Genomic DNA, 22,841 nt, shown 5'->3' with positions numbered 1-22,841 from the left:
TTCCCTCCAAAAAGAAGTCTAAGCATACAATCTCAGACTTCTATATCATTATTTGATCAATTCGTAAATAGCTTCGGCATAGATTGCTGCTGCACGGAAGAGATCATCCAAGGCGATAAATTCATTTGCTTGGTGCATGGTGTCAATTGAGTCTGGGAACATGGCACCGTAGGCAACCCCACGCTCCAGCAAACGACCAAAGGTACCACCACCAATAACTTGCTCATGACCTTTAAGACCAGTTTGTTTTTCATAAACATTCAACAAGGTTTGCACAAGTGGATCTTCCATTGGCACATAGTGAGGGGTATGACCATGCTCAGAAAGGCTAACAGAAGCAACTGGCAAGTTTTCAAGGATTGACTTGATTTGTTCTGGACTTGTTCCTTTTGGATAGCGGATATTAAGGGCAATGGTATTATCAGCACTTGTTTCATTAAATCGGAAGACGCCTGCATTCATAGAAAGAGCACCCATCTTTTCATCCACATGGGCAATCTTGAGATTTTCACCCTCATGGTCGTTCAAAAGAATTTTACCAGCGATGTCAAGGTAGTCTTTGGCTGGACCAGCAAAGTCAAACTGGCTAAGGAAGAGGGCTAGGTAAGTCGCACCATTGACACCTGAAGCAGGCATAGCACCGTGGGCTGATTTACCAATGATGGTCACCTTGTATTGGCCAGCTTCTTCTTGGAGTTCTCCTCTAAGTTTATGTTCTGCAACAAAGGCATCTAGTTTAGCTTGCAAGTCAGCCAAATCACCTGAAACGACTGCTGTTGCTGATTCTGGTACCATGTTTTCACGCAAACCACCTGTAAAGCTGTGAAGACGGGCAGCACCTGCATTTTCTCCTGCAAAGTGAAGGTATTCTGTGATGTTTCCTTTTTCACCGTTGATGATAGGGAACTCAGCATCTGGAGAGAAACCTAAGTCTGGTTTTGCAAGTCCTACATGTTCAAAGTAGTAGTCCATGTCTGCCCAACCTGATTCTTCGTCTGTTCCGACGATGAAGCGGACTTTCTTAGAAATTGGAAGTCCCAATTCTTTGATGATTTTCAAACCATAGTAACAAGCTGTTGTAGGCCCCTTGTCATCAGAAGCTCCACGCGCATAAAGGCGACCGTCTTTGATAGTTGGTGTGTAAGGGTCTGTGTCCCAACCGCTACCAGCTGGAACCACGTCCATGTGGGCAAAGATGCCGAGAACTTCTTCTCCATCACCAAACTCAAAATGTCCTGCGTAGTTGTCAACATTTTTAGTTGGGTAGCCATCGCGGTCTGCGATTTCAAGGAATTTTTCCAAGGCTTTTACTGGACCAGGTCCAAATGGATGCTCAGCATCAACCTTGCTATCATCACGTTCTGAGTTGATTTCCAAAAGGCTAAACAAGTCAGCCAAGAGGTCTTCTTTGCGTTTTTCTACTTCTGCTGTAAAATCAATTGCTGTCATTTTTTTCTTCTTTCTATCTTTTCTCGATGATTTCATCTACTGGCAAGCGGTAGCTTGGTTCCAATTTTTCGTCTGTGTAACCCACTGTAATCAAAAGCTCTGGGCGGAAGCGGTCTTCGATTTCCAAAACCTCATTGACTTTTGATTTGTCAAATCCAAGGATCAAATTTGATCCGATTCCTTGGTCTGTAAGAGCCAGAACCAAGTTCATGGCAACCAGACCTGCATTGAGGGCTAGGTAGTCGCTGACCTGTTGTTCATTGTAACGGGCAAACTCGGCAGGCAAATTTTTCATAAAGTATTGAAGTTGTTCTTCTGAGAAATTGTTAGCACCACCAACTCGGGCAATCTTACGAGCACGTTTAGCCAAATCTGTGTCTGTAAACAAGGCAATGGTTACAGGCGCTGATGATACCTGTTCAAAGTTTGAACCGTAAGCCAATTTTGCCAGCTCAGCATTTTTCTCACGTACCACTACAAATTTCCAAGGCTGGCTGTTGTGGGCACTTGGGGCCAAGGTTGCAATTTCGATAGCCGTACGCACATCCTTTGGATCAACTGGCTTATCAGTGAAATACTTAGTCGCATGACGTTTTTTATTTAATTCAAGAAATTTCATAATCGATTTCCTTTTCTAATTCTACTGCTTCCATTCTACCATAATTTGAAAGAGCTTGCAGGGATTTTTCATGATTAAGTTTTTTTATCACAACCATAAAAAATATATACTGGTTCATCAGGAAAGTTTCTGATAAACTAGCAAGTACTTTACATTTGAATGGAGATATTATGAAAAAATTCAGCCTATTACTAGCCATCATCCCCTTTTTAGTTGCCTGTGGGAATCAATCCACACCCAAAGAGACTAATTCTCAAAAGGCAATCGTCGTTGCTACAGCTGGCGACGTGCCACCATTTGACTACGAAGATAAGGGAAATTTGACAGGCTTCGATATAGAAGTTCTAAAAGCAGTGGATGAAAAACTCAGTGACTACGAGATTCAATTCCAAAGAACTGCCTGGGAGAGTATCTTTCCAGGACTTGATTCTGGTCACTATCAGGCTGCGGCCAACAACCTGAGTTACACAGAAGATCGTGCTGAAAAATACCTCTACTCACTTCCAATTTCGAACAACCCCCTCGTCCTCGTCAGCAACAAGAAAAATCCTTTGACTTCACTTGACCAAATCGCTGGTAAAACAACGCAAGAGGATACCGGAACTTCAAACGCTCAATTCATCAATAACTGGAATCAGAAACACACTGACAATCCTGCTACTATCGATTTTTCTGGCGAAGATATCGGTAAACGAATCCTAGACCTTGCTAACGGAGAGTTTGATTTCCTAGTTTTTGACAAGGTATCCGTGCAAAAGATTATCAAGGACCGTGGCTTAGACCTTTCTGTGGTTGATTTACCTTCTGCCGATAGCCCCAACAACTATATCGTTTTCTCAAGCGACCAAAAAGAGTTTAAAGAGCAATTTGATAAAGCACTCAAAGAACTCTACCAAGACGGAACACTCGAAAAACTCAGTAATACCTATCTAGGGGGTTCTTATCTTCCAGATCAATCTCAGTTACAATAATACTCTTCGAAAATCTCTTCAAACCACGTCAGCTCTATCTGCAACCTCAAAACAGTATTTTGAGCAGCCTACGTCTAGCTTCCTAGTTTGCTCTTTGATTTTCATTGAGTATAAGATATATTAAAAACGATTGGACCAGCCAATCGCTTTTTTAGTTTGCATTGGTTATTTTAGAAAATTCTTACAAAAAATCAAAAAAATCCTTCACATCTTCTACATACCCATGCTTTTCTATTAAGCTTGCTAATAATTCCAGATTGTGTCCCTGATAGTTATCTTCACGACGTAATTCTTCATACATTTCGATAAAGGGAAGCCCCTTGGACTTGGCCAATTCTAACTCAGCCTCGTAATCATAAGCGACTTTACGAAATAGGATATTTACCAATTCCCCATCTTCAACCTCTATCACGACATACTGGGCACGGTGATTTTTTAACGCCTCCCAGTTAAAATAGGGCATGCCAATCGACCCTGGATTGATGATTTGTTGCCCTTGACTGCCATAACGAAGCAACTGCTTGTGGACATGACCATAGACTGCCACGTCAACTTCATCATCTAGGAGTTGGTCAAATTTCTCTGTATCATTCTCAACTAGCAAGTCACCACCATAGTTCTTATTTGGCAAATTATGAGAGATAGAAAAGCGCAATCCGTCAATTTCTTTCTTTTCCAGCAAAGGCAAGCTTCGTAGCCAGACAATCGTTGCAGGATCCATTTGCTCCATCAAAAACTGGGTCATGCGCATTGACTGGATTTCTTTCGGATGTTCCAAACCATATTCGCCATCCAAGGCCTCAAGGACACGATCATCCCAATTGCCTCGAACACTGGTTGTGATAGGAAGGTCCTTTAGCAGGGCGACTAAGTCATTTGCGCCTGGACCAGGAAGAAAAATATCTCCCAGAAGCCAGTATTCACTGACTCCTTGATTTTTAGCATCTGCAATCACTGCTTCTAGGGCCGTCGCATTGCCATGAATATCTGATAAAATTGCGATTTTATGTTTCATTGTGGTTTCCTTCCGTTTGGTAATCTACTCTTTCTTCCGCCACTTGAGCCAATTCCACTTCTTCCTGCGGGTTCAACTTCCTCTGCACAGCCTCTGCAACCGCTCTAGGTACTCCAACTTCGACAATTTCATCCACACTGGCTTCCTTGATTTTGGTCAAAGACTTGAAATGCTTCATGAGATTCTGCTTGCGTTTAGGTCCCAGACCTTCAATCCCATCCAATTGAGATGAAAAAGAATTTTTAGAGCGTAGTTGGCGGTGGAAAGTGATAGCAAAGCGGTGCACCTCATCTTGGATTCGTTGGAGGAGGAAAAATTCCTGAGAATTGCGAGACAACTCCACCACCTCAAGCGGATCTCCAAAGAGCAATTCATGGGTTTGATGCTTGTCATTTTTTTGCAAACCTGCAATGGGAATGTCCAAGCCCAGTTCTTCTTGGATGACCTGCTTGGCGATATTGACTTGACCTTGTCCTCCATCAATGACAATCAAATCAGGAGGAGTCAAACCGTCTCGTTGAACTCGACCATAACGCCTGCGAATGACTTCTCTCATACTGGCATAGTCGTCTGGCCCGACTACGGTCTTGATTTTATACTTACGGTAATCTTTTTTACTTGGTTTGCCGTTGACAAAGACCACCATGGCTGAAACAGGACTGGTTCCCATGATATTAGAGTTATCGAAGGATTCGATGCGGACTGGAATCGGTATTTGGAGCAAGCGACCAAGATTTTCAATAGCTCCTTGGGTCTTTTCGACAGATTTCTCCAGCAGGTTGAATTTCTGCTCTAGGCTGACGCGGGCATTCTTTATAGCCAAATTGACCAGTTGCTTTTTCTCTCCACGTTGGGGCTTGAGAATCTTGGTATCCACCAAGGCCTTGACTGCTTCTTCATCAATATCCTGCGGAATCAGCACCTCATTGGGAACCAAGTGAGATTTTTCTTGATAGAATTGTCCCACATAGGTCAAGAAGTCCTCATCAGGATCATTGTAGTAAGGGAAGAGATTGACATCCCGCTCGATGAGTTTTCCCTGACGAACAAAGAAAACCTGAACACACATCCAGCCCTTGTCCACATAGTAGCCAAAAACATCGCGGTTTTGGAGGTCCTTAGCCATGACCCGTTGCTTGGTCCGAAGCGTTCCAATAGCTTGAATCAGGTCACGGTATTCCGCCGCACGTTCAAACTCCATAGTCTGGGCTGCCGCCACCATCTTGCCCTTTAGGTCATCAATGATTTTGTCATCTTGGCCTTTCAGAAAATCAGAAACCTCCTGAGCCATAGACTTGAAATAGTCCTCATCCTTCTTACAGATGGTGTGGGCCATACATTGACCGATATGGTAGTAAAAACAGACCTTAGACGGCGGATTGGTACACTTGCGAAAAGGGAAAATCCGATCCAGCAGTCGCTTAATTTCATTGGCTGCCCCCACATCTGGATAAGGTCCAAAGTAGAGACCGCCGTCCTTTTTGACCTGACGGGTGATAATCAAACGAGGATAGCGCTCATTAGTGATTTTGATGAAGGGATAGGACTTATCATCCTTGAGCATGATATTGTACTTGGGCTTATTTTCCTTGATTAGATTGATTTCTAGGAGAAGTGCCTCAATATTGGACTCCGTAACGATAAATTCAAAATCCACAATTTCAGACACCAGAGCCTCTGTCTTAGTATCATGACTTCCACGGAAATAAGACCTCACGCGGTTACGCAGATTTTTAGCCTTTCCTACATAGATAATGGTGCCGTTTTTATCCTTGTGAATGTAGCAACCAGAGCTGGTAGGCAAGAGCTCTAGTTTTGATTTAATCAAGTTGTTCATAATTCCATTATAGCAAAAAAGTAGGGAAAGATAGTCCCCTACTCATTGGTCTCATATAATTTTCGAAGGTTTGCAACATCCACTTCCTGAATACCATAAAAGGAACCCGCAGGTTGCATGACAGACTTTTCATCTGTATGGTCCAAGCCAATCGCATGCCCCAACTCATGTTCTGCCGTATGGACAATGCGCTCATAGGAATAGCCATAGTCTGGATTGGACAGATAATAGTGATTCAACCGCACCGTGACAGACAAGAATTGCCCCGTCAAGAGATTGGTCTGACTTTCCGCTTCTCCTGCCACAGGAGTACCTCCGTCATTCATCTCCGTAGCCAAGATATCTGCCTTGCTGGACTCAGTCACAAGTTCAAAATGAAAGGCACCAGTTTGATTCCAGTTCTGAATTGCTTCTAAATATGCCTCTTGAAAACGTGAATCCATCTGCGGATCCAGGTAAATACGAGCAGAAGCCTGTGCCCACCTTCCTTCAGAGTGTTGGTGGCTATCTGTCTGGTTCAACTTAGGCAGTTGCCCTGTTTTTCCCCATTGGTCGATACTTTGTTGACCAATCTTGACTGATCGCTCTGCCTGCTTTAGCGCTCCTTGAAAATCCCCGTTCAGATACCAGAGAAGACCGAAAGCAAGAGCACATAAGAACACGACTATCCAAACTAGACGCCAAAACAAACGCCACACAAAAGAAAAGAAAGCCCCTATCAAACGAAAAATCCAGCGCATGTCCCTCCACCTTTCTAGCAAATAAAAGCTATTTTACTAAAACAAGCTGAAAGAAAGCTAAATACTTGCTTTTTCATCTTAACGTCCTAATATTTTTTTGAATAACTGAATAGTTTTGTATTTTAAAGGCGATGGATGATAACGGAAAGTACCTGCTTTGCGTACAATATAGCCATTAAAATTCTGTTTAAAACGCAAAACACCATCACTTCCATCAAAAATCCCTTGAATCCCTAGGAAGTTGTATTTAGGTATCCCACGTTTTATGCTTTCCAACATAACATATTTCTGAAGCAAAGCTGGTGCATAAAATTTATTAAACTCAGTATAGGAACCACTAAAAAGATAGGTCGTTTCTTGAGGGATATAAATAAATAAACTACCTGCTAAGACAAGATCTTTCTCTCCATATTTTTCAATCAACTCTCGTGCTTCTGCTTTTCGAACTTCAAAGCTTTCATACTGCCTAGCCAATTCTTTGTGTTCTTTTTTCTTTTGTGCAGAATCTGGATATTGTTCTAATAAGAGTAGTGAGGTAGCTATTTTTTCAGATAATTCTTTTTGCTTATGTATTAAATTTTGTATATATTCTCCTAAATTTAGATTAGCAATTACAAACTCCGCTTGTTCTCCAAATGAATCATAAAAGTGCTCATAATATTCTAAACTTTTATCACTATATTCTCTACGTTCAGAGGTTGTTTTTGTTATATCTTTAAAAATTGAAAGTTCTTCACGATTTAATTTTTTCAACTGAATACCAAATGTATCAGCCTTTTTCACCAAAGCTTTCCCCTTTTTACTAAAACTGTTAAGCAAGGTCTTTTCAGTTAGCTCATTCAAATCTTTACAATATAACCAATCCGGTTCTCCACCTGGGTAACCTGTTTTTAAACCATCAAATTGATAACCTAAATCAGTCAAATCTTGAATAATACTTTTTTTCTCAGCATCTATTGGATTACCTTCACCATCAAAAGTTTGATAAGTTTCATAAGGTTTTACAAGCAACTCTAATACACCATTTTGCTTGGCATATTCTTTTAACTCCGCATAAAAAACTGGGAGAGCATCTTGTTGGGTATAAATCGGCCCCGAATTGATCTCCATATGTAGTCCACCCAGCATGGGCAAGCTATAAACCAGAGCTGCAACTTGAATTTCTCCTTCTTGTTTCAATGCAAGATAAACAATTCGAGCCCCTCTTTTTTCTAACAAGTCCCCCATCTGAACAGATTGCATAAAGGAACGAGAAGAAACCTGATCAGAATAAGCCTGAAACTCTTCTTTCGTGAGTGTAATTAGTGCCATATACTTACTTTCTATGTTTTTTTTCTTAATGTTTTACGGAAATCAAGAGCAAGTCTTAACAGAGGATAGAGAGGATGGGTAGGCATTGTAAATTCTCCCAAATATTCTTCAATCGTTGGATTAAATTTTTCCTTAAAATGATAAAGTCCACCATTGAGAGAGTTTTCAACACCACCTAAATTTTGCCACAACATACCTCGCTCAAAGGCATAGCGAGCCGTTTCATACCAAGTTAAAATTGGTGCATTGTAACGTTTAAAATCATCATCCATACCAGCATATAGATTGACAGAGGTAGTACCAAATTCCAAACTCAAAGTAGCCGCTAACGGAATGTTTGATTTTCCCATATTCATATATCCCTGCAAGAAATCTCTTTCCTCTTCTAAACGTTCTTTTTCTTTTATATTTTCCTGAACTTTTGAAGGTTTGGTTACATCATTAAATTTTTCTGCAACTACTCTATTTTTTTCTAACTGTTCTTCTAATTCTCTTAAACGCTTAGAAACATCCAAACTCGTTAGCGTGATATAAGAATCTTCTTTGAAGTTATCTAATAATTTTTTATAATAGGCTTCGTTTCTTAAATGAATCTCTTTTCGCTTCTCAGTTTTTTTCATCAACTCCGAAAATGAATCTAATAGTTCCAGTCCACCATATTGAATCTCAAGCCCTTTGTTTCGTGCTGTTCGGATAGCTTGCCTCGTTGATTTAGAAAGTTTATCTTCTTCAAAATTTTCCTTATATATTTTCGCCTGAATACGAGGCTGAATGGTGTCATCCATCTCGGTTGTACGCCCAGACCATTTCACTCCTAATTGCCCTAAAATATCAACAATAGCAAGATTTTCAGGATATTCTCTTTTATCTTGATTGACCAAATGTTGAGATAGACAAATGCTTGGATCGAAAGTCACAAAAACCGCTCTCTTACTGCGAGCATAAGACTTAATAGACTGCAGGACAAACTTTAAAAGTTCTGTATCCCTGTAATCCAATATAGGACCTCTTGGGATGTAAAACATTTTATACCCCAAAGGGAGGGACTTTATGAGAATACTAGCCACAGCCAGTAAGTTCCCTTCTTCATAGACACCAAGCCTCTCATGATTCCAATCAGATTTCACTTTTTCCCAAGCACTGCTTTGTAATACATTAGCTAATTCATGTTCTTTGACAAACTGATCATATTCTAATGTGGGAATGCCAATTTGATAACGGTACATTTCCTACTCTCTTTCCTCCAGTATCTTATTACTATTCTACTACTTTCGTTTGAAAAGTCTAGTGAAAACAGACTTCCATCATTGTTTTAAAGCCAAGAATAACTATAAATAGTGGTTCATTTATAAAAAACTAACTCAATCTCTCTTCTAATTTGAACTCAATTGGTAGGGTTGCTAAAAAAACTTCCAATTGTTTTTCCCAATAATACCACTCGTGAGTTCCAGCGCTATGGCTATAGGTCACATCAAATCCCAGTTTTTTGAGATTTTTCACTGCCAGATTATTGGCTTCGTACAAGAAATCCTGTTCACCACACCAAGCCCAGAGCTTGGTCTTTTTGTCCGACTTTTTAGCCAAACTTTCAAGAGAATAGGGGCTAGCTGTCCAATCTTTAATCTCCCCAAAAACACCTCTCCAGTATGCTGGCGTTCCCAAATCTTGGCTTTCAGGAGAAAAATCTTGAAAGCTAAGAGCACCTGAAAAACTAGCTGCATGAGAAAAACGATTTGTAGCAAGAGCCAATTTGAAACAGCCGTAGCCTCCCATAGAGAGGCCAGCGATAAAGGTCTTTTCACGCTTACTGGTCATGTTAGGAAAGAAACGTTTCAGAATCTGTGGCAATTCCTCTGCTAGAGCTGTGTAATAGTCAAAACCATATTGGGTATCGGTGTACCAACCATTGCTGGTATTGGGCATAACAACGATGAGATTAGTGCCTCGAAGCAAGCGTTCTACATTGGTCCGCTTGAGCCAACTATTATGATTGCCAGACATCCCATGCAAAAGGTACAAGACGGGAATATCTTTACACTCTGGTTCTTCCACTCGATTGGCATCGGGGTAAAGAACATTCACTCCCCACTCCATATCCAAAACTTGTGAGTAATACTCAATTTTCATTACTGCCATAATTTTTCCTCTATTTTTCTATAAGAAAAAGCCGAAACTCGACTTTCTCTCTGTTTATTTCAACGATTATTTTGCTTCCATGACTACTGGTAAAATAGCTGGACGACGTTTAGTTTGGTCAAAGAGATACTTGGTCAGATTATCACGAACCTTCCCTTTAAGATCTGCCCAGTCAAAGTCATCTCCTTGAAGATAATCTTCTACCGTTTGGTTAATCAATTCTGAACTTTCACGGAGAATATCGCGGCTCTTCTTGAGATAAACAAATCCACGCGTGTGAACACGAGCCTTGGCCACAATTTTCTTCTCACGACGATTAACTGTAATTGCTACGATGAAAATACCATCCTCTGACAAGACCTTACGGTCACGAAGGACCACATTGCCAACATCACCAATGGCATTCCCGTCAATCAAGACATCCCCTGCCGAAACCGCTCCAGCTGGGACAAAGTCCCCATTCTCATAAGCCATGCTGGTTCCCTTTTTAGGAATGAAAATGCGTTCTGGCAACATTCCAACTGCCATAGCAGCCTTAGCATGGGCATCCAACTCGCGGTATTCCCCTTGAATCGGGAAGAGATACTTGGGTTGCAAGAGATTAATCATCAACTGAAGATCACGCGCATTTCCGTGCCCTGATACATGTAAACTTTGGGTAATCAATTTGACAACCCCTCCTGCCTGATAAATCATATTTTCCACACGCGCAACGAAGGCTTCTTTAGCAATAGACGGAGCCGTAGCAATATAGACCAGGTCCCCATCCTTGATTTCTACATAACGATGGCGACCAATCGACATCTTACGAAGTCCATTGATAGGTTCACCCATACGACCTGTCTCAAGAATAATCAACTCATGGTCTTCAAAGCGAGACATATCTTTCGGCTTAATCAAGAGAATTTCGTTGGCTAAAGACAACTTCTTGAGACGAATCGCTGTGCGGACGATATTTTCAATATCAAATCCTGTCAAGACGATACGTCGACCTGTTTTATCCGCAGCGTCAAAAATCTGCTGGATACGAGAAAGGTTACTGGAAACAGCTGCAACGATGATACGACCTTCCCAGTCAGCAATGGTTTGGGTAATTTCATCCCTAACTTCACTTTCACTAGCCACCTGAATATTGCTGTCCGCATTGGCCGAATCACTGAGGAGAGCCAGGACGCCGTCACGACCGATTTCTGCCAAACGAGCGAAGTCTGTCGCATAGGATTCACTAGCTGTCTGGTCAAATTTGAAGTCACCTGTATAAACGATGCTACCTTCAGCTGTCTTCAAGACAATTCCCAGGCTCTCTGGAACGGAGTAAGTCGTAGGGAAGAAGGAAACCACTGTCCCACCAAAATCAATCTCCGTATTCTCATCAATGACATGGAAATCATTAAATTCCTTAACGGCATCATTTCCTTTGACAAAGAGTTTGGCCAACTCAATGGTCAACTCAGACCCAAATACAGGAACTTTAGCCTCTGCCAAGAGATAAGGCAGAGCACCAATGGCATCCGCATGCCCGTGGGTCAAGAAAACCCCAGCAATACGGTCGCTATTTTCAAAAAGGTAATCCATCTTTGGAATCACCACATCGACCCCTAATTGTTCATTTTCGGGATATTTTAACCCTACATTCAAAACAAAAATGGACTCTCCAATTTCAGCAATGTACATATTTTTCCCATTTTCACGTACACCACCAAGTGTTGTTAAACTAATATTACTCATTTTTCCTCCAAAAGCTTAATTTATCTTGATTATAGGGTTACTTACCCTTTTATTCTAAAAGCACTATTACCTTTAGCCGAATCTTTTCCTACCATTATACCATTTTTTTGATGATTTTCAAAATGAAGATTTGTTTTCAAAAAAGAGCTGGTTGCCCAACTCTTTCCTACGTCTATTCTTTTTCCATTAAAAAGTCATAAATTTCTTGCACCGTACCCAGCGCCATCATTTCTTGGTCTTTGACGGTTTGTTTGAGATTCTGGTAAATCTGACTCTCTCCTATCTCTCGCTTTGGCGCTTCTTTATTGACTGTCATGACCCCATCTTTGATCGTCACAAAGCCTAGCTCTTCAAATACTTGAATCATCTTGACTAGCAAGATTTGTTGAATATTAAGATAAGTAGCCAAATCTTTCAGTTTGTAGCGAATATCAAACTCTGGAAACTGGTAGATGGTCTTGTACAATTTGGCAAACTGCTCTCTAGTCCCATAACCTGTCAGATAATAGGCCTTGTCAATATCATTTTTGAAATAGACAGCAGAGAAATTCTGTTCCTGAAAAATGGTCTTCAGCTGAGTAATATCTTCAGGAATAGTTTTTACGACAACAGCTTCACTAGTCGCTATATCTGGCAGTTCTCCAGTAAAATCCAAGACTGGAATCCCCTCTGGCAAGACTGCATTTTTCCCACGAATGTTAAAGAGTTGAACACCTTCCACACGCGCATCCACCATCATCAACTGCAGGGCAGTTTGACCATTCCATTGGTTGACAGACAATTTGACTGCCAACTCTAGATTCTTGGTTTGAGCAAATTCTGTCGCCCATCTGCCTTGACCAAAGGCCACCACTTCAAAACTCGCTTCACCCTTAGAGATTTTCAGCTTGAGGTGGGCATTGCCTGCCCCCATGGTACGAGCACTTTCGACATTGAAATCCCTGATATAAAAGACTGGTTTCTGATTGTCCATTCCAAAGGGAGCTAAACGTTCAAAGTTCTTGACCGTTTCTAGGCTAAGTGTCTCCAAATCCAGTTCTTCATCTAAGTTTAACTTATTTTTACCACTAGCATCTGCGCCTTTTTCACGAACATAGTCTTCCAAGACCTGAGATAAATCTAAAAGTTTCTTAACTTCCAGCGTCATCCCTGCTGCACCTGCATGGCCACCAAAGGCGATAAAAAGATCTCGATGAGGATCCAGAGCCTCAAAAATATCGACCGCTTCCACACTACGAGCACTGCCCTTGGCACGACCATCCTCTATATTAAGAACGATTACTGTCTGCCCTAGTTCTTCCAACAAGCGACCAGCCACGATTCCTAGAACCCCAGGATTCCAGCCTTCCTTGGCCAAGACTTGGACCTTCTTCTCAGGATCCACCATGGTCTTGGCTTCTTCATAGATAGACTGGACGATTTCCTTGCGCTCTTCATTTTTCTGATGAATCATAAGGGCAATCTCGTGAGCTTCCTCGTCGTCAAATCCAGTCAGCAAATCAATGGCAGGATTGGGATCACCCAAACGGCCCAAGGCATTCAAACGAGGGGCAATCTGGAAACCAACCGTTTCTTCTGTTACTTCGTTGGTAGCAATCCCAGCCATATCCAGCATTTCTTGTAAACCAATGCGCTGAGTATGCCCCAGCATTTCTAGACCATATTGAACCAAGATACGGTTCTCATCTGTCAAACTCACCATATCAGCAATGGTTCCAATAGCGACCAAATCAAGCAATTCCACTTGTACTTCTTCTAAAAGGGCACAAGCCAGCTTGAAAGCAACTCCACAACCAGCCAAATATTTGAAAGGATAGTCCGCATCAGGGTGTTCAGGATGGACAATGGCATAAGCATCTGGCAGGGTTTCAGGCATGGAATGGTGGTCAGTCACAATAACATCCACTCCCATAGACTGGGCCAATTCAATGGCCTCGTGACCAGCAACTCCATTATCCACTGTCACAATCAAGGAAATTCCCTCTTGCTCGATAAAGTATTTATAGACACTAGCATTGGGACCATAGCCATCGGTAAAACGATTGGGCAAGTAAACACGGCACTCCGCACCAAGCTGTTCCAAACTTTCCTTGACAATAGAAGCCGAAGTCATGCCATCCGCATCGTAGTCTCCATAGATGAGAATATTTTCCCCTTCTTCAATGGCCTGACGAATCCGTTCCACTGCCTTGTCCATATCATGGAGCAGATAAGGGTCATGCAAGTCCTCCAAGGAAGGTTCTAAAAACTTCTTCAGACTTTCTTGGTCCTGAATCTCTCTTTCAAATAATAACCGAGCCACCTCAGGACCCAACCCAGCCTTCTTGGCTATCTTTGTAAAATCCGCATCTTCAACCTGCGGGGCAAACTGCCATTCATAAGTAGGTGTTATCAAAAAGACATCCACTCTTTCTAAGAATTCTATTGCTTCATTATAACATGATTTAGGCTTTTTCTCTATCCAGATTGCTTTCTACAAAAATTTTACTAACTTTTTTCTGATATGATTTGACAAGAAAAATCTTTTGGTGTAGAATCATGTTATAAAATCTAACACAAAGGAGATTTCTTATGGCTTTAGTAGAATTTGAACACGTCGAAAAATATTACGGAGACTACCATGCACTCCGCGATATCAATCTCCGTTTTGAAAAAGGGCAAGTCGTTGTCCTACTCGGACCATCTGGTTCTGGGAAATCCACTCTTATCCGTACCATCAATGGTTTGGAGGCTGTCGACAAGGGAAGTCTTCTAGTAAATGGTCACCAAGTTGCTGGTGCTAGCCAGAAAGATTTGGTACCTCTTCGCAAGGAAGTCGGCATGGTTTTCCAACATTTTAACCTCTATCCGCACAAAACAGTGTTAGAAAACGTAACACTAGCACCTATAAAAGTTCTAGGAATTGATAAAAAAGAAGCTGAAAAAACAGCCCAAAAATATCTGAAATTTGTAAATATGTGGGACAAGAAAGATTCTTATCCAGCCATGCTTTCTGGCGGACAAAAACAACGGATTGCCATCGCGCGTGGACTCGCCATGCATCCGGAGCTCCTCCTCTTTGATGAGCCAACATCTGCCCTAGACCCTGAAACCATCGGCGATGTTCTAGCGGTTATGCAAAAATTGGCCCGTGATGGTATGAATATGATTATCGTGACCCATGAAATGGGCTTTGCTCGAGAGGTTGCGGACCGCATTATCTTTATGGCTGATGGAGAAGTGTTGGTGGATACGACAGACGTCGATGACTTTTTCGACAATCCAAGCGAACCTCGTGCCCAACAATTTCTCAGCAAAATCATCAACCACGAAAGTGACAAAGTCAAATAAGGAGGCACCTATGAAAAAGAAATTCTTTTTATCAGCATTACTGATTAGCCTTTTGGGCCTTACTGCTACAAAACCAGTTCAGGCTGATACCAGTGTCGCAGACATTCAAAAGAGAGGCGAGCTAGTTGTTGGTGTAAAACAAGACGTTCCCAATTTTGGCTACAAGGATCCCAAGACAGGGACCTATTCTGGTATCGAAACAGACTTGGCAAAGATGATAGCAGATGAGCTCAAGGTCAAAGTTCGCTATGTGCCTGTTACTGCGCAAACCCGTGGACCGCTCCTAGACAATGAACAGGTTGACATGGATATCGCGACCTTTACCATCACAGACGAACGCAAAAAACTCTATAACTTTACCAGTCCCTACTACACGGACGCTTCTGGCTTTTTGGTCAATAAATCTGCCAAAATCAAAAGTATTGAAGATCTAAACGGCAAAACCATCGGAGTTGCCCAAGGTTCCATTACCCAACGCTTGATTACCGAACTGGGTAAAAAGAAAGGCTTGACCTTTAAATTCGTCGAACTTGGTTCCTACCCAGAATTGATTACTTCCCTACACGCTCATCGTATCGATGCCTTTTCCGTTGACCGTTCTATCCTATCTGGCTACATCAGTAAGCGGACAGAACTACTAGATGATAGTTTCAAACCATCTGACTACGGTATCGTTACTAAGAAATCAAACACTGAACTCAACGACTATCTTGATAACTTGGTCACCAAATGGAGCAAGGATGGCAGTTTGCAAAAACTTTATGACCGTTACAAGCTCAAACCATCTAGCCATACCGCAGATTAAGGAGGACACACCATGACAGATTTATCATCTTGGACTGCCTATTTTCAGGATTTTGGACAATTTTTCAATGGTTTCCTCTTCACCCTTGCCCTAGCAATCGGATCCTTTATCCTAGCCATGGTTTTGGGCATCTTCTTTGGAGCCATGTCAACCAGTAAACGTCCGATTTTGCGAATCTTAGCTCGCATCTTTGTTGAATTTTACCAAAACACTCCCCTCTTGGTGCAGTTTGTCATCGTTTTTTATGGCCTACCTCTTATCAGTGACCATATCATCATGATTCCAATTTATTGGACAGCTGTTCTCTGCGTGGGACTCTATCACGGAGCCTATATCGCTGAGGTGATTCGTTCAGGGATTCAGTCTATTCCTAGCGGTCAGATGGAGGCCGCCTTGTCGCAAGGTTTTACCTATATCAGTGCCATGCGCTTGATTATCTTGCCTCAGGCCTTCCGTATTATTCTCCCTCCTTTGACCAACCAAATTGTTAATCTCATCAAAAACACCTCTACAGTCGCCATTATCTCTGGAGTAGACTTGATGTTTGTGACCAAGTCTTGGTCGGCACTTAACGGAAACTACATTCCAGCCTTTTTAGGCGCGGCCCTGCTCTACTTTTCGCTATGCTTCCCTGTTGCCCAGTTTGGTCGCAAGATGGAGCAAGCCAACAAAAAAGCCTATTCACTTTAGGAGGTTACTATGGAATCCATTTTAGAAGTTTTGACCCCAGATAACCTAATCTTTATCTTTAAAGGATTTGGCTTGACCCTCTACATTTCTCTGATTGCCATTGTCCTCTCTACACTTATCGGAACGGTGCTAGCCGTCATGAGAAATGGGAAAAATCCTGTCTTGCGTATCATCTCCAGCATTTACATCGAATTTGTGCGTAACGTTCCCAACCTCCTCTGGATTTTTACTATCTTTTTGGTTTTCAAGATGAAGTCCACTCCAGCAGGTATTACAGCCTTTACCCTCTTTACATCAGCAGCCTTGGCTGAGATTATCCGAGGTGGTCTCAATGCCGTAGACAAGGGACAGTACGAAGCAGGAATGTCACAAGGATTTACTTCTGCACAAATCCTCTACCACATCATTCTCCCACAAGCCATTCGTAAAATGCTGCCAGCCATCATTTCTCAGTTTGTTACCGTGATTAAGGATACCAGTCTTCTCTACTCTGTTATCGCCCTACAAGAGCTCTTTGGAGCCAGCCAAATTCTCATGGGTCGTTATTTCGAACCAGAGCAGGTCTTCAGTCTGTATATCCTGATTACCCTCATCTACTTCAGCTTTAACCTAGCCATTTCTAGCCTGTCTCATATGCTAGCCAAACGTTGGCAACAAGCTGCAGAATAAAAAACAGCTCTCCAAGGACATTGGAGAGTTTTTTTCTATTCAATCTCAAAAAACACTGCCAGATTTCTCTAGCAGTGTTTTGACATTTCATTTATCTTAGTAAACTGTTCTTTCAGTTTCTACATCGAAGAAGTGTGCTTTGTTCAAGTCAAATCCAAGTTCAACTGTTGCACCTGTTTGCAAGTAGTCGCGAGCATCAACTTTGGCAACAAATTCGTCTTTACCAACTTGGCAGTAAAGGTGAGATTCTGAACCAAGCAATTCTGATACTGAAATAGTAGCTTTGACAACTGATTCTGGGAATGTTTCAAGGAAAGCAGGTTCTGCATTCACGTCCTCTGGACGGATACCGAAGATCAATTCTTTACCTTCGTAGCCTTTTTCACGAAGAACTTTCAATGCTCCTTCTGGCACTTTCAAACGGAAACCGTCAGAAACAATTTCGCTACCAACCAATTTCACATTGATGAAGTTCATAGCTGGGCTTCCGATGAATCCTGCTACGAATTTGTTAACTGGGTTTTTGTAAACTTCTTGAGGAGTACCGATTTGTTCAACACGTCCGATAGTACCTGTACCAGCAGGGTTCTTAGTTGCTGACATGATAACAATACGGTCTGCAAGTGTCATCGCTTCTGTTTGGTCGTGAGTTACGTAGATAGTTGTAGCTCCAATACGACGGTGGATTTTAGCGATTTCAGCACGCATTGATACACGAAGTTTGGCATCCAAGTTTGACAAAGGTTCGTCCATCAAGAATACTTTTGCATCACGGACGATAGCACGACCCATGGCAACACGTTGACGTTGACCACCTGAAAGGTCAGCTGGTTTACGTTCCAAGAACTCTTTCAATCCAAGGATTTCAGCTGCTTCTTGTACACGTTTGTCGATGTCTTCCTTGCTGTATTTACGCAATTTCAAACCGAAAGCCATGTTGTCATAAACAGTCATGTGTGGGTAAAGAGCGTAGTTTTGGAATACCATGGCGATGTCACGGTCTTTTGGAGCCACGTCGTTGACAACCACGCCATCGATAGATGCAGTACCTTCTGTGATGTCTTCAAGACCAGCAATCATACGAAGAGTTGTTGATTTACCACATCCTGAAGGACCTACGAAAACGATAAATTCTTTGTCTTTGATGTCCAAGTTGAAGTCTTCAACTGAGTAGTGTTCGCTGTTTGGATATTTTTTGTAAATATTTTTAAGATTTAATTCTACCATGAGGTGAACTCCTTTTGTCTTTTGATAGTTTTATTATAGATGAAAACGCTTTATATTTCTATGGCAAGATGACCAAAAAAACAAAAAAGTTCTGTGCAACTTGCACAAAACTTTAGAGAATATCTGGTAAAATCAATTGATAACACAAGGTCAGGTCAGTCAATTCCTTCAACTGAAGCCCTGTCAATTCTTCCCATTTGTCAATCTTGTATTGGAGAGAATTGCGGTGCAAGTAGAGTTGCTGGGCAGTTTTAGTCAGAACAGCACTATTTTCCCAAAGAGAAAGGATAATTTCCTGAATCTGATCCTGATCCAAAATCATCTGGTGCAGGCATTCTTTAATGACTCTCAGGTCCACAAGCCTTTCTCCCATACTCCAAAGATAGAGTTGTGAAAAGGTGTGAACACCTTGATGACCCTGACGCCACCAAGTTTTGAATAAATCCCGCTCCGCTTTGATTAAGTCTGATAGGGCTTGGTGGCCTGTATGAGACCAAACCTGGCCCAACATGATAGACAGACGAAGGTCAAAGTCATACTCAACCGCTTCAATCGTATCACTTAAAATAGCTCGTACAGAAGAATATTTATCTTGTTGTAGCACGAAAACATAATCCTGAGCTCCGACCTGAAGCACCGTCTGACAGTTAGGAAAAAGAGTCCGCATCATATCCAGCCAAGAGGCCAGATTTTCCTGTTGAAAATAGGAAAGATGGCAATAAACCAGCTGAATCTTTTTGAAAGCTTGCGGTGCCTGCCCCTTTCCCTCAATCAGATAGGGATACCAAGGATTGAGTGAACTAGCTTGCTCCTGCTGGGTCAAAAGGGCAACCAACTGCTTTTCACGCTCGCTCAACCCAGCTTCCTCCAGCAAAATCCACTGTTGAGAAGCTACAGGAAGAGTTAAGTAACCCTCTTTCTCTACTGGTTGGTCTGAAATCTGAGCCTCAGGAAACCAGTCTTGTAGTTCCTTTGCAATCATGTCCTAGCCCTCCACTTTTTGGATGCACCAAGAAATCAAGTTCTCAAGACGTTCCAAATTTTCAGTCATATGGAGATAGCCCATCACGGCTTCAAAACCTGTGGACATGCGATAAGTCACCACATCGGCATTTTTAGCTTTGGTATGGCTATTGGTATTGCGGCCACGTTTGTAGATTTCTTCTTCTTTTTCCGTTAGGACTTGCTCCTCCAACATGAGGGCAATCAGGCGAGCCTGAGCCTTGGCTGAGACATACTTGGTCGCCTCTTGGTGGAGTTTATTGGGCTTGGTCATGCCTTTGAGAATGAGGTGGCGACGAATATACATAGAATACACCGCATCCCCTTCAAAGGCTAGCGCAATCCCGTTAATGAGATTGACATCAATCACGTGTCCACCTCACTCCATCCTTGGTGTCAAGGAGCTTAATTCCTTGAGCAGCCAATTGGTCACGGATCTGGTCTGCTGTAGCAAAGTCACGATTAGCACGCGCTTCTTGTCGTTTTTGAATCAAGGCTTCGATTTCTGCATCCAAAACTTCCTCAATAAAGACAATTCCAAAGACTTCTAACATATCCGCAAGAGCTTGCTTAACACTTGCATCATAGTTGCCAGAGTTGATCCACTTGGCCATTTCAAAGACTACTGTAATACCGTTGGCAGCGTTAAAATCTTCATCCATAGCCGCTACAAACTTATCTTTAAAGGCTTGTAACTCTTGAGCATCTACAGCTCCAGTAAATGGTTGCTCATAAGTATTCTTCAGATACTTGAGATTGGTCTCTGCATCACGTACTGCTTTTTCCGTAAAGTTGATAGGCTTGCGATAGTGTTGGGTCGCAAAGAAGAAACGAAGTACTTGCCCATCTAGGGTTTTGAGGGCATCGTGAACTGTAATAAAGTTCCCCAAAGACTTAGACATCTTGACATTATCAATATTGACAAAGCCGTTGTGCATCCAGTAGTTGGCAAAGGTCTTGCCTGTTTTGGCCTCTGACTGGGCAATCTCGTTGGTGTGATGTGGAAATTCTAGGTCGGCTCCACCACCGTGGATATCAATGGTATCACCTAAAATCTCAGTAGACATGACTGAACACTCAATATGCCAACCCGGACGACCAGGTCCCCAAGGGCTATCCCAAGAAATCTCGCCTGATTTAGCAGATTTCCAGAGGGCAAAGTCCACAGGATTTTCCTTACGAGCCGTTTCTTCATCGGTACGACCTGAAGCACCTAGCTCCAAATCTTCCAAGGTTTTATTGGCCAACTTGGCATAGTTGTGGGATTTTTCCACACGGAAATAGACATCCCCTTGACTCTCATAGGCAAAGCCTTTTTCAATCAAGTCTTCCACAAAGCGGATAATGTCAGCCATAAACTCCACCACACGCGGATGGCGGGTCGCAGGTTTGACGCCCAAGGCTGTCACATCCTCACGAAAGGCAGCGATGTACTTGTCCGCAACCTCCTGAGGCGTGATGCCCTCTTCCTTGGCACGGTTGATAATCTTATCATCCACGTCCGTAAAATTGGAAATATAGGCAACCTCATAACCACGATACTCAAAATATCGACGAACCGTATCAAAAGCCACTGTTGAGCGGGCATTCCCCACGTGGATATAGTTGTACACGGTTGGCCCACAAACATACATCTTGACTTTGCCGTCCTCAATCGGGACAAATTCTCGCAAATCACGAGACATGGTGTCGTAAATTTTAATCATAAAATAATAGTCAGGAAAGCCAAAATCCAAGAACAGTTAATTTCATCACTAAGAGTTCAATTGAATTTCAGTCCGAATGTCTCTACACTTCGGAATCCCTTGCTCCTTTCTCATTCAGATAAACCACCTGAGTCTGTTTGACAAAGCCAATTTTTTCATACAAGCGCTTGGCACCTACATTGCTATCTTCCACTGCAATCTGAAATTCCTTGTCATTTTGCTCAATTAGTTGGTTGACAATGGATTTTGCTAAGTAACTTCCATAGCCTTTCCCACGTTCAGGTTCAGATATTGCTAACCCGTAGAAGTAATTCGTATTAGTCGATAAATCAACCGTGCAAGTTCCAATAACCTGACCGTCTTTTAATAAAATATATAAGCGACTTTCTGGATCCTTCAGAGCTTCAGCGACATATCTATCCACAATCTCTCTAGATTCATGCTCTTCTGAGAATGCCTGAAATTTTAACTGACTAATTTGCTCCTGAAACGAGCTATCTGCTAACAAAACTTCAAAATTGGAAACAGTTGCTAACGGATAAGGTTTTCTATCCTTACCTAACCAAGTTTCTGTATCCTCGTCCTCGACCAATCCCCAGTTGCTGACAAAATCAGGATGACGGTCTAGAAAAACACGCTCTGTCTGAAAAGTAACTGAACGAATAGGGAAAGAAGCCGTTTCTTTCTCAAAACTAGTAAACAATGCACGTGCAATTCCTTGACGACGATGATCTGGATGAACCAGTATCGTCACTTCCACATCTTGGTCATCAGCATAGACAGTTAAGAGACCAACAAGTTCGCCTTTTTCATAATAAAGGAAAAAGGCGGGCATGTTTGGGTCAAAATTAAGCATGTTAGAGAGATAGGGATCACGATAGGTACCGTCATAGTTTTGGCAACAGTTAATTAGTTTTTTCGCCTCAGATAACTCCTCTTGGCTTAACTTGTTTCTTGCTTGAATCATATAGGTATCCTCTACAAACCAGACGATCTGTGACTTACATCTTTAGCCTGCTCGAGTTTATTGACGTAGTACTCTCGTTTTTCTTCGACTTCGTGAATGACCGGCTCATCCTTTTTACCATGTACACGGACAATCTTAGCAGGAATACCGACAACCGTCACATCACTAGGTACGTCTGCTACAACAACTGCTGCAGCACCGACCTTGGCATTTTCACCGATTTCTACTGGTCCGATAACTTGGGCATGGGCTGATATGAGAGCTCCCTTTCGAACGGTCGGATGGCGTTTGCCACAGTCTTTTCCTGTCCCACCAAGAGTTACTCCGTGGTAAAGCATAACTCCTTTTTCAACAATAGCAGTCTCTCCGATAACCAGGCCTGAACCATGGTCAATAAAGACCCCAGAGTCGATTTGAGCACCTGGATGAATCTCAATTTGAGTCCAAAAGCGCCAAAACTGGCTGTGCATACGCGCCAAGAGTTTGAAACCATGCTTCCAGAGAAAATGCGAAAGACGGTGGGCCGCCAAGGCCTTGACCCCTGGATAAGTCAGCAAAACCTCCAAAGTGGTGCGGGCCGCTGGATCATTTTCTTTTACGATATCAATGGTTTCGCGCCACCATCCCATACATTTCTCC

21 protein-coding genes are annotated in these 22,841 nt (G+C 42.2%); 5 read left to right on the top strand and 16 right to left on the bottom strand.

Features of this window, described 5'->3' with window-relative positions:
- Positions 1-48: 48 nt before the first annotated feature.
- Together pepV and QM865_RS01405 are read right to left on the bottom strand one after the other, a co-directional pair.
- Positions 49-1,449 (bottom strand): dipeptidase PepV, encoded by a 1,401-nt coding sequence (gene pepV / locus QM865_RS01410; protein ID WP_261074404.1) that lies wholly within the window; start codon positions 1,447-1,449, stop codon positions 49-51.
- Positions 1,450-1,462: 13 nt separating this feature from the next.
- Positions 1,463-2,068, bottom strand: coding sequence for a nitroreductase family protein (locus QM865_RS01405; protein WP_414305845.1), 606 nt, complete (start codon positions 2,066-2,068; stop codon positions 1,463-1,465).
- 170 nt (positions 2,069-2,238) lie between these two features.
- Between QM865_RS01405 and QM865_RS01400 the strand changes: the two genes are divergently transcribed.
- Complete coding sequence (locus tag QM865_RS01400; protein ID WP_414305844.1) at positions 2,239-3,039, top strand: amino acid ABC transporter substrate-binding protein; 801 nt, start codon at positions 2,239-2,241, stop codon at positions 3,037-3,039.
- A 181-nt stretch (positions 3,040-3,220) separates the two neighbouring features.
- Here the strand turns inward: QM865_RS01400 and QM865_RS01395 are convergent, their stop codons facing one another.
- The 8 genes from QM865_RS01395 to recJ form a co-directional block, all read right to left on the bottom strand.
- Entirely contained in the window at positions 3,221-4,054 is an 834-nt protein-coding gene (locus QM865_RS01395; RefSeq protein ID WP_414305843.1) for a metallophosphoesterase family protein, read from the bottom strand.
- Complete coding sequence (uvrC, locus tag QM865_RS01390; RefSeq protein WP_414305842.1) at positions 4,044-5,891, bottom strand: excinuclease ABC subunit UvrC; 1,848 nt, start codon at positions 5,889-5,891, stop codon at positions 4,044-4,046. The genes QM865_RS01395 and uvrC overlap by 11 nt, the downstream gene beginning before the upstream one ends.
- Positions 5,892-5,929: 38 nt before the next feature.
- Entirely contained in the window at positions 5,930-6,631 is a 702-nt protein-coding gene (locus tag QM865_RS01385) for a M57 family metalloprotease (protein ID WP_414305841.1), read from the bottom strand.
- A 78-nt stretch (positions 6,632-6,709) separates the two neighbouring features.
- On the bottom strand, positions 6,710-7,942 hold the full coding sequence (locus QM865_RS01380) for an aminoacyltransferase (protein WP_414305840.1): 1,233 nt from the start codon (positions 7,940-7,942) through the stop codon (positions 6,710-6,712).
- Positions 7,943-7,953: 11 nt separating this feature from the next.
- Entirely contained in the window at positions 7,954-9,168 is a 1,215-nt protein-coding gene (locus QM865_RS01375; protein ID WP_414305839.1) for an aminoacyltransferase, read from the bottom strand.
- Between the two features lie 130 nt (positions 9,169-9,298).
- Positions 9,299-10,078, bottom strand: a complete 780-nt coding sequence (locus QM865_RS01370; protein WP_414305838.1) for an alpha/beta hydrolase — start codon at positions 10,076-10,078, stop codon at positions 9,299-9,301.
- Positions 10,079-10,144: 66 nt separating this feature from the next.
- Positions 10,145-11,806, bottom strand: coding sequence for a ribonuclease J (locus tag QM865_RS01365; protein WP_049513180.1), 1,662 nt, complete (start codon positions 11,804-11,806; stop codon positions 10,145-10,147).
- Positions 11,807-11,978: 172 nt separating this feature from the next.
- Complete coding sequence (gene recJ, locus QM865_RS01360) at positions 11,979-14,201, bottom strand: single-stranded-DNA-specific exonuclease RecJ (protein WP_414305837.1); 2,223 nt, start codon at positions 14,199-14,201, stop codon at positions 11,979-11,981.
- A gap of 176 nt (positions 14,202-14,377) precedes the next feature.
- Here recJ and QM865_RS01355 point away from each other — a divergent pair, with 176 nt between their 5' ends.
- From QM865_RS01355 to QM865_RS01340, 4 genes are read left to right on the top strand one after another with little or no spacing between them, the layout of a single operon-like run.
- A complete protein-coding gene (locus tag QM865_RS01355) occupies positions 14,378-15,136 on the top strand; it encodes an amino acid ABC transporter ATP-binding protein (protein WP_125450825.1) in 759 nt (252 codons plus the stop codon).
- 10 nt (positions 15,137-15,146) lie between these two features.
- Positions 15,147-15,941: a transporter substrate-binding domain-containing protein gene (locus tag QM865_RS01350; RefSeq protein WP_414305836.1), complete on the top strand. Its 795-nt coding sequence runs from the start codon at positions 15,147-15,149 to the stop codon at positions 15,939-15,941.
- Between the two features lie 12 nt (positions 15,942-15,953).
- Positions 15,954-16,631 (top strand): amino acid ABC transporter permease, encoded by a 678-nt coding sequence (locus QM865_RS01345; RefSeq protein WP_000131137.1) that lies wholly within the window; start codon positions 15,954-15,956, stop codon positions 16,629-16,631.
- Between the two features lie 9 nt (positions 16,632-16,640).
- Positions 16,641-17,300: an amino acid ABC transporter permease gene (locus QM865_RS01340; RefSeq protein ID WP_414305835.1), complete on the top strand. Its 660-nt coding sequence runs from the start codon at positions 16,641-16,643 to the stop codon at positions 17,298-17,300.
- 96 nt (positions 17,301-17,396) lie between these two features.
- On the opposite strand, the gene QM865_RS01335 is transcribed toward QM865_RS01340, so the two are convergent.
- The 6 genes from QM865_RS01335 to cysE all read right to left on the bottom strand — a co-directional run bounded on the left by QM865_RS01335 (position 17,397) and on the right by cysE (position 22,831).
- Positions 17,397-18,527: an ABC transporter ATP-binding protein gene (locus QM865_RS01335; RefSeq protein WP_000229953.1), complete on the bottom strand. Its 1,131-nt coding sequence runs from the start codon at positions 18,525-18,527 to the stop codon at positions 17,397-17,399.
- Between the two features lie 112 nt (positions 18,528-18,639).
- Positions 18,640-19,509, bottom strand: a complete 870-nt coding sequence (locus QM865_RS01330; RefSeq protein WP_203176007.1) for a helix-turn-helix domain-containing protein — start codon at positions 19,507-19,509, stop codon at positions 18,640-18,642.
- A gap of 3 nt (positions 19,510-19,512) precedes the next feature.
- A complete protein-coding gene (locus QM865_RS01325) occupies positions 19,513-19,899 on the bottom strand; it encodes a Mini-ribonuclease 3 (protein WP_084932375.1) in 387 nt (128 codons plus the stop codon).
- Positions 19,892-21,235 (bottom strand): cysteine--tRNA ligase, encoded by a 1,344-nt coding sequence (gene cysS / locus QM865_RS01320; protein ID WP_203176006.1) that lies wholly within the window; start codon positions 21,233-21,235, stop codon positions 19,892-19,894. The genes QM865_RS01325 and cysS overlap by 8 nt, the downstream gene beginning before the upstream one ends.
- Positions 21,236-21,317: 82 nt before the next feature.
- Complete coding sequence (locus QM865_RS01315) at positions 21,318-22,202, bottom strand: GNAT family N-acetyltransferase (RefSeq protein ID WP_203176003.1); 885 nt, start codon at positions 22,200-22,202, stop codon at positions 21,318-21,320.
- Positions 22,203-22,213: 11 nt separating this feature from the next.
- Positions 22,214-22,831 carry a serine O-acetyltransferase gene (gene cysE, locus QM865_RS01310; RefSeq protein ID WP_150922209.1) on the bottom strand — a complete coding sequence of 206 codons (618 nt, stop codon included), beginning with the start codon at positions 22,829-22,831 and terminating at the stop codon, positions 22,214-22,216.
- Positions 22,832-22,841: the final 10 nt, after the last annotated feature.

The organism is Streptococcus mitis, from assembly GCF_047462815.1.
Taxonomy (GTDB): Bacteria; Bacillota; Bacilli; order Lactobacillales; family Streptococcaceae; genus Streptococcus; species Streptococcus mitis_DO.
Note: the sequence above shows the minus strand (reverse complement) of the source record. Positions and strands in the feature narration are given on the sequence as shown.

Bases quoted from the DNA above. Each gene is read 5' to 3' on its own strand.
- pepV (WP_261074404.1), bottom strand. From the start codon at position 1,449: ATGACAGCAATTGATTTTACAGCAGAAGTAGAAAAACGCAAAGAAGAC.
- QM865_RS01405 (WP_414305845.1), bottom strand. From the start codon at position 2,068: ATGAAATTTCTTGAATTAAATAAAAAACGTCATGCGACTAAGTATTTC.
- QM865_RS01400 (WP_414305844.1), top strand. From the start codon at position 2,239: ATGAAAAAATTCAGCCTATTACTAGCCATCATCCCCTTTTTAGTTGCC.
- QM865_RS01395 (WP_414305843.1), bottom strand. From the start codon at position 4,054: ATGAAACATAAAATCGCAATTTTATCAGATATTCATGGCAATGCGACG.
- uvrC (WP_414305842.1), bottom strand. From the start codon at position 5,891: ATGAACAACTTGATTAAATCAAAACTAGAGCTCTTGCCTACCAGCTCT.
- QM865_RS01385 (WP_414305841.1), bottom strand. From the start codon at position 6,631: ATGCGCTGGATTTTTCGTTTGATAGGGGCTTTCTTTTCTTTTGTGTGG.
- QM865_RS01380 (WP_414305840.1), bottom strand. From the start codon at position 7,942: ATGGCACTAATTACACTCACGAAAGAAGAGTTTCAGGCTTATTCTGAT.
- QM865_RS01375 (WP_414305839.1), bottom strand. From the start codon at position 9,168: ATGTACCGTTATCAAATTGGCATTCCCACATTAGAATATGATCAGTTT.
- QM865_RS01370 (WP_414305838.1), bottom strand. From the start codon at position 10,078: ATGGCAGTAATGAAAATTGAGTATTACTCACAAGTTTTGGATATGGAG.
- QM865_RS01365 (WP_049513180.1), bottom strand. From the start codon at position 11,806: ATGAGTAATATTAGTTTAACAACACTTGGTGGTGTACGTGAAAATGGG.
- QM865_RS01355 (WP_125450825.1), top strand. From the start codon at position 14,378: ATGGCTTTAGTAGAATTTGAACACGTCGAAAAATATTACGGAGACTAC.
- QM865_RS01350 (WP_414305836.1), top strand. From the start codon at position 15,147: ATGAAAAAGAAATTCTTTTTATCAGCATTACTGATTAGCCTTTTGGGC.
- QM865_RS01345 (WP_000131137.1), top strand. From the start codon at position 15,954: ATGACAGATTTATCATCTTGGACTGCCTATTTTCAGGATTTTGGACAA.
- QM865_RS01340 (WP_414305835.1), top strand. From the start codon at position 16,641: ATGGAATCCATTTTAGAAGTTTTGACCCCAGATAACCTAATCTTTATC.
- QM865_RS01335 (WP_000229953.1), bottom strand. From the start codon at position 18,527: ATGGTAGAATTAAATCTTAAAAATATTTACAAAAAATATCCAAACAGC.
- QM865_RS01330 (WP_203176007.1), bottom strand. From the start codon at position 19,509: ATGATTGCAAAGGAACTACAAGACTGGTTTCCTGAGGCTCAGATTTCA.
- cysS (WP_203176006.1), bottom strand. From the start codon at position 21,235: ATGATTAAAATTTACGACACCATGTCTCGTGATTTGCGAGAATTTGTC.
- QM865_RS01315 (WP_203176003.1), bottom strand. From the start codon at position 22,202: ATGATTCAAGCAAGAAACAAGTTAAGCCAAGAGGAGTTATCTGAGGCG.
- cysE (WP_150922209.1), bottom strand. From the start codon at position 22,831: ATGGGATGGTGGCGCGAAACCATTGATATCGTAAAAGAAAATGATCCA.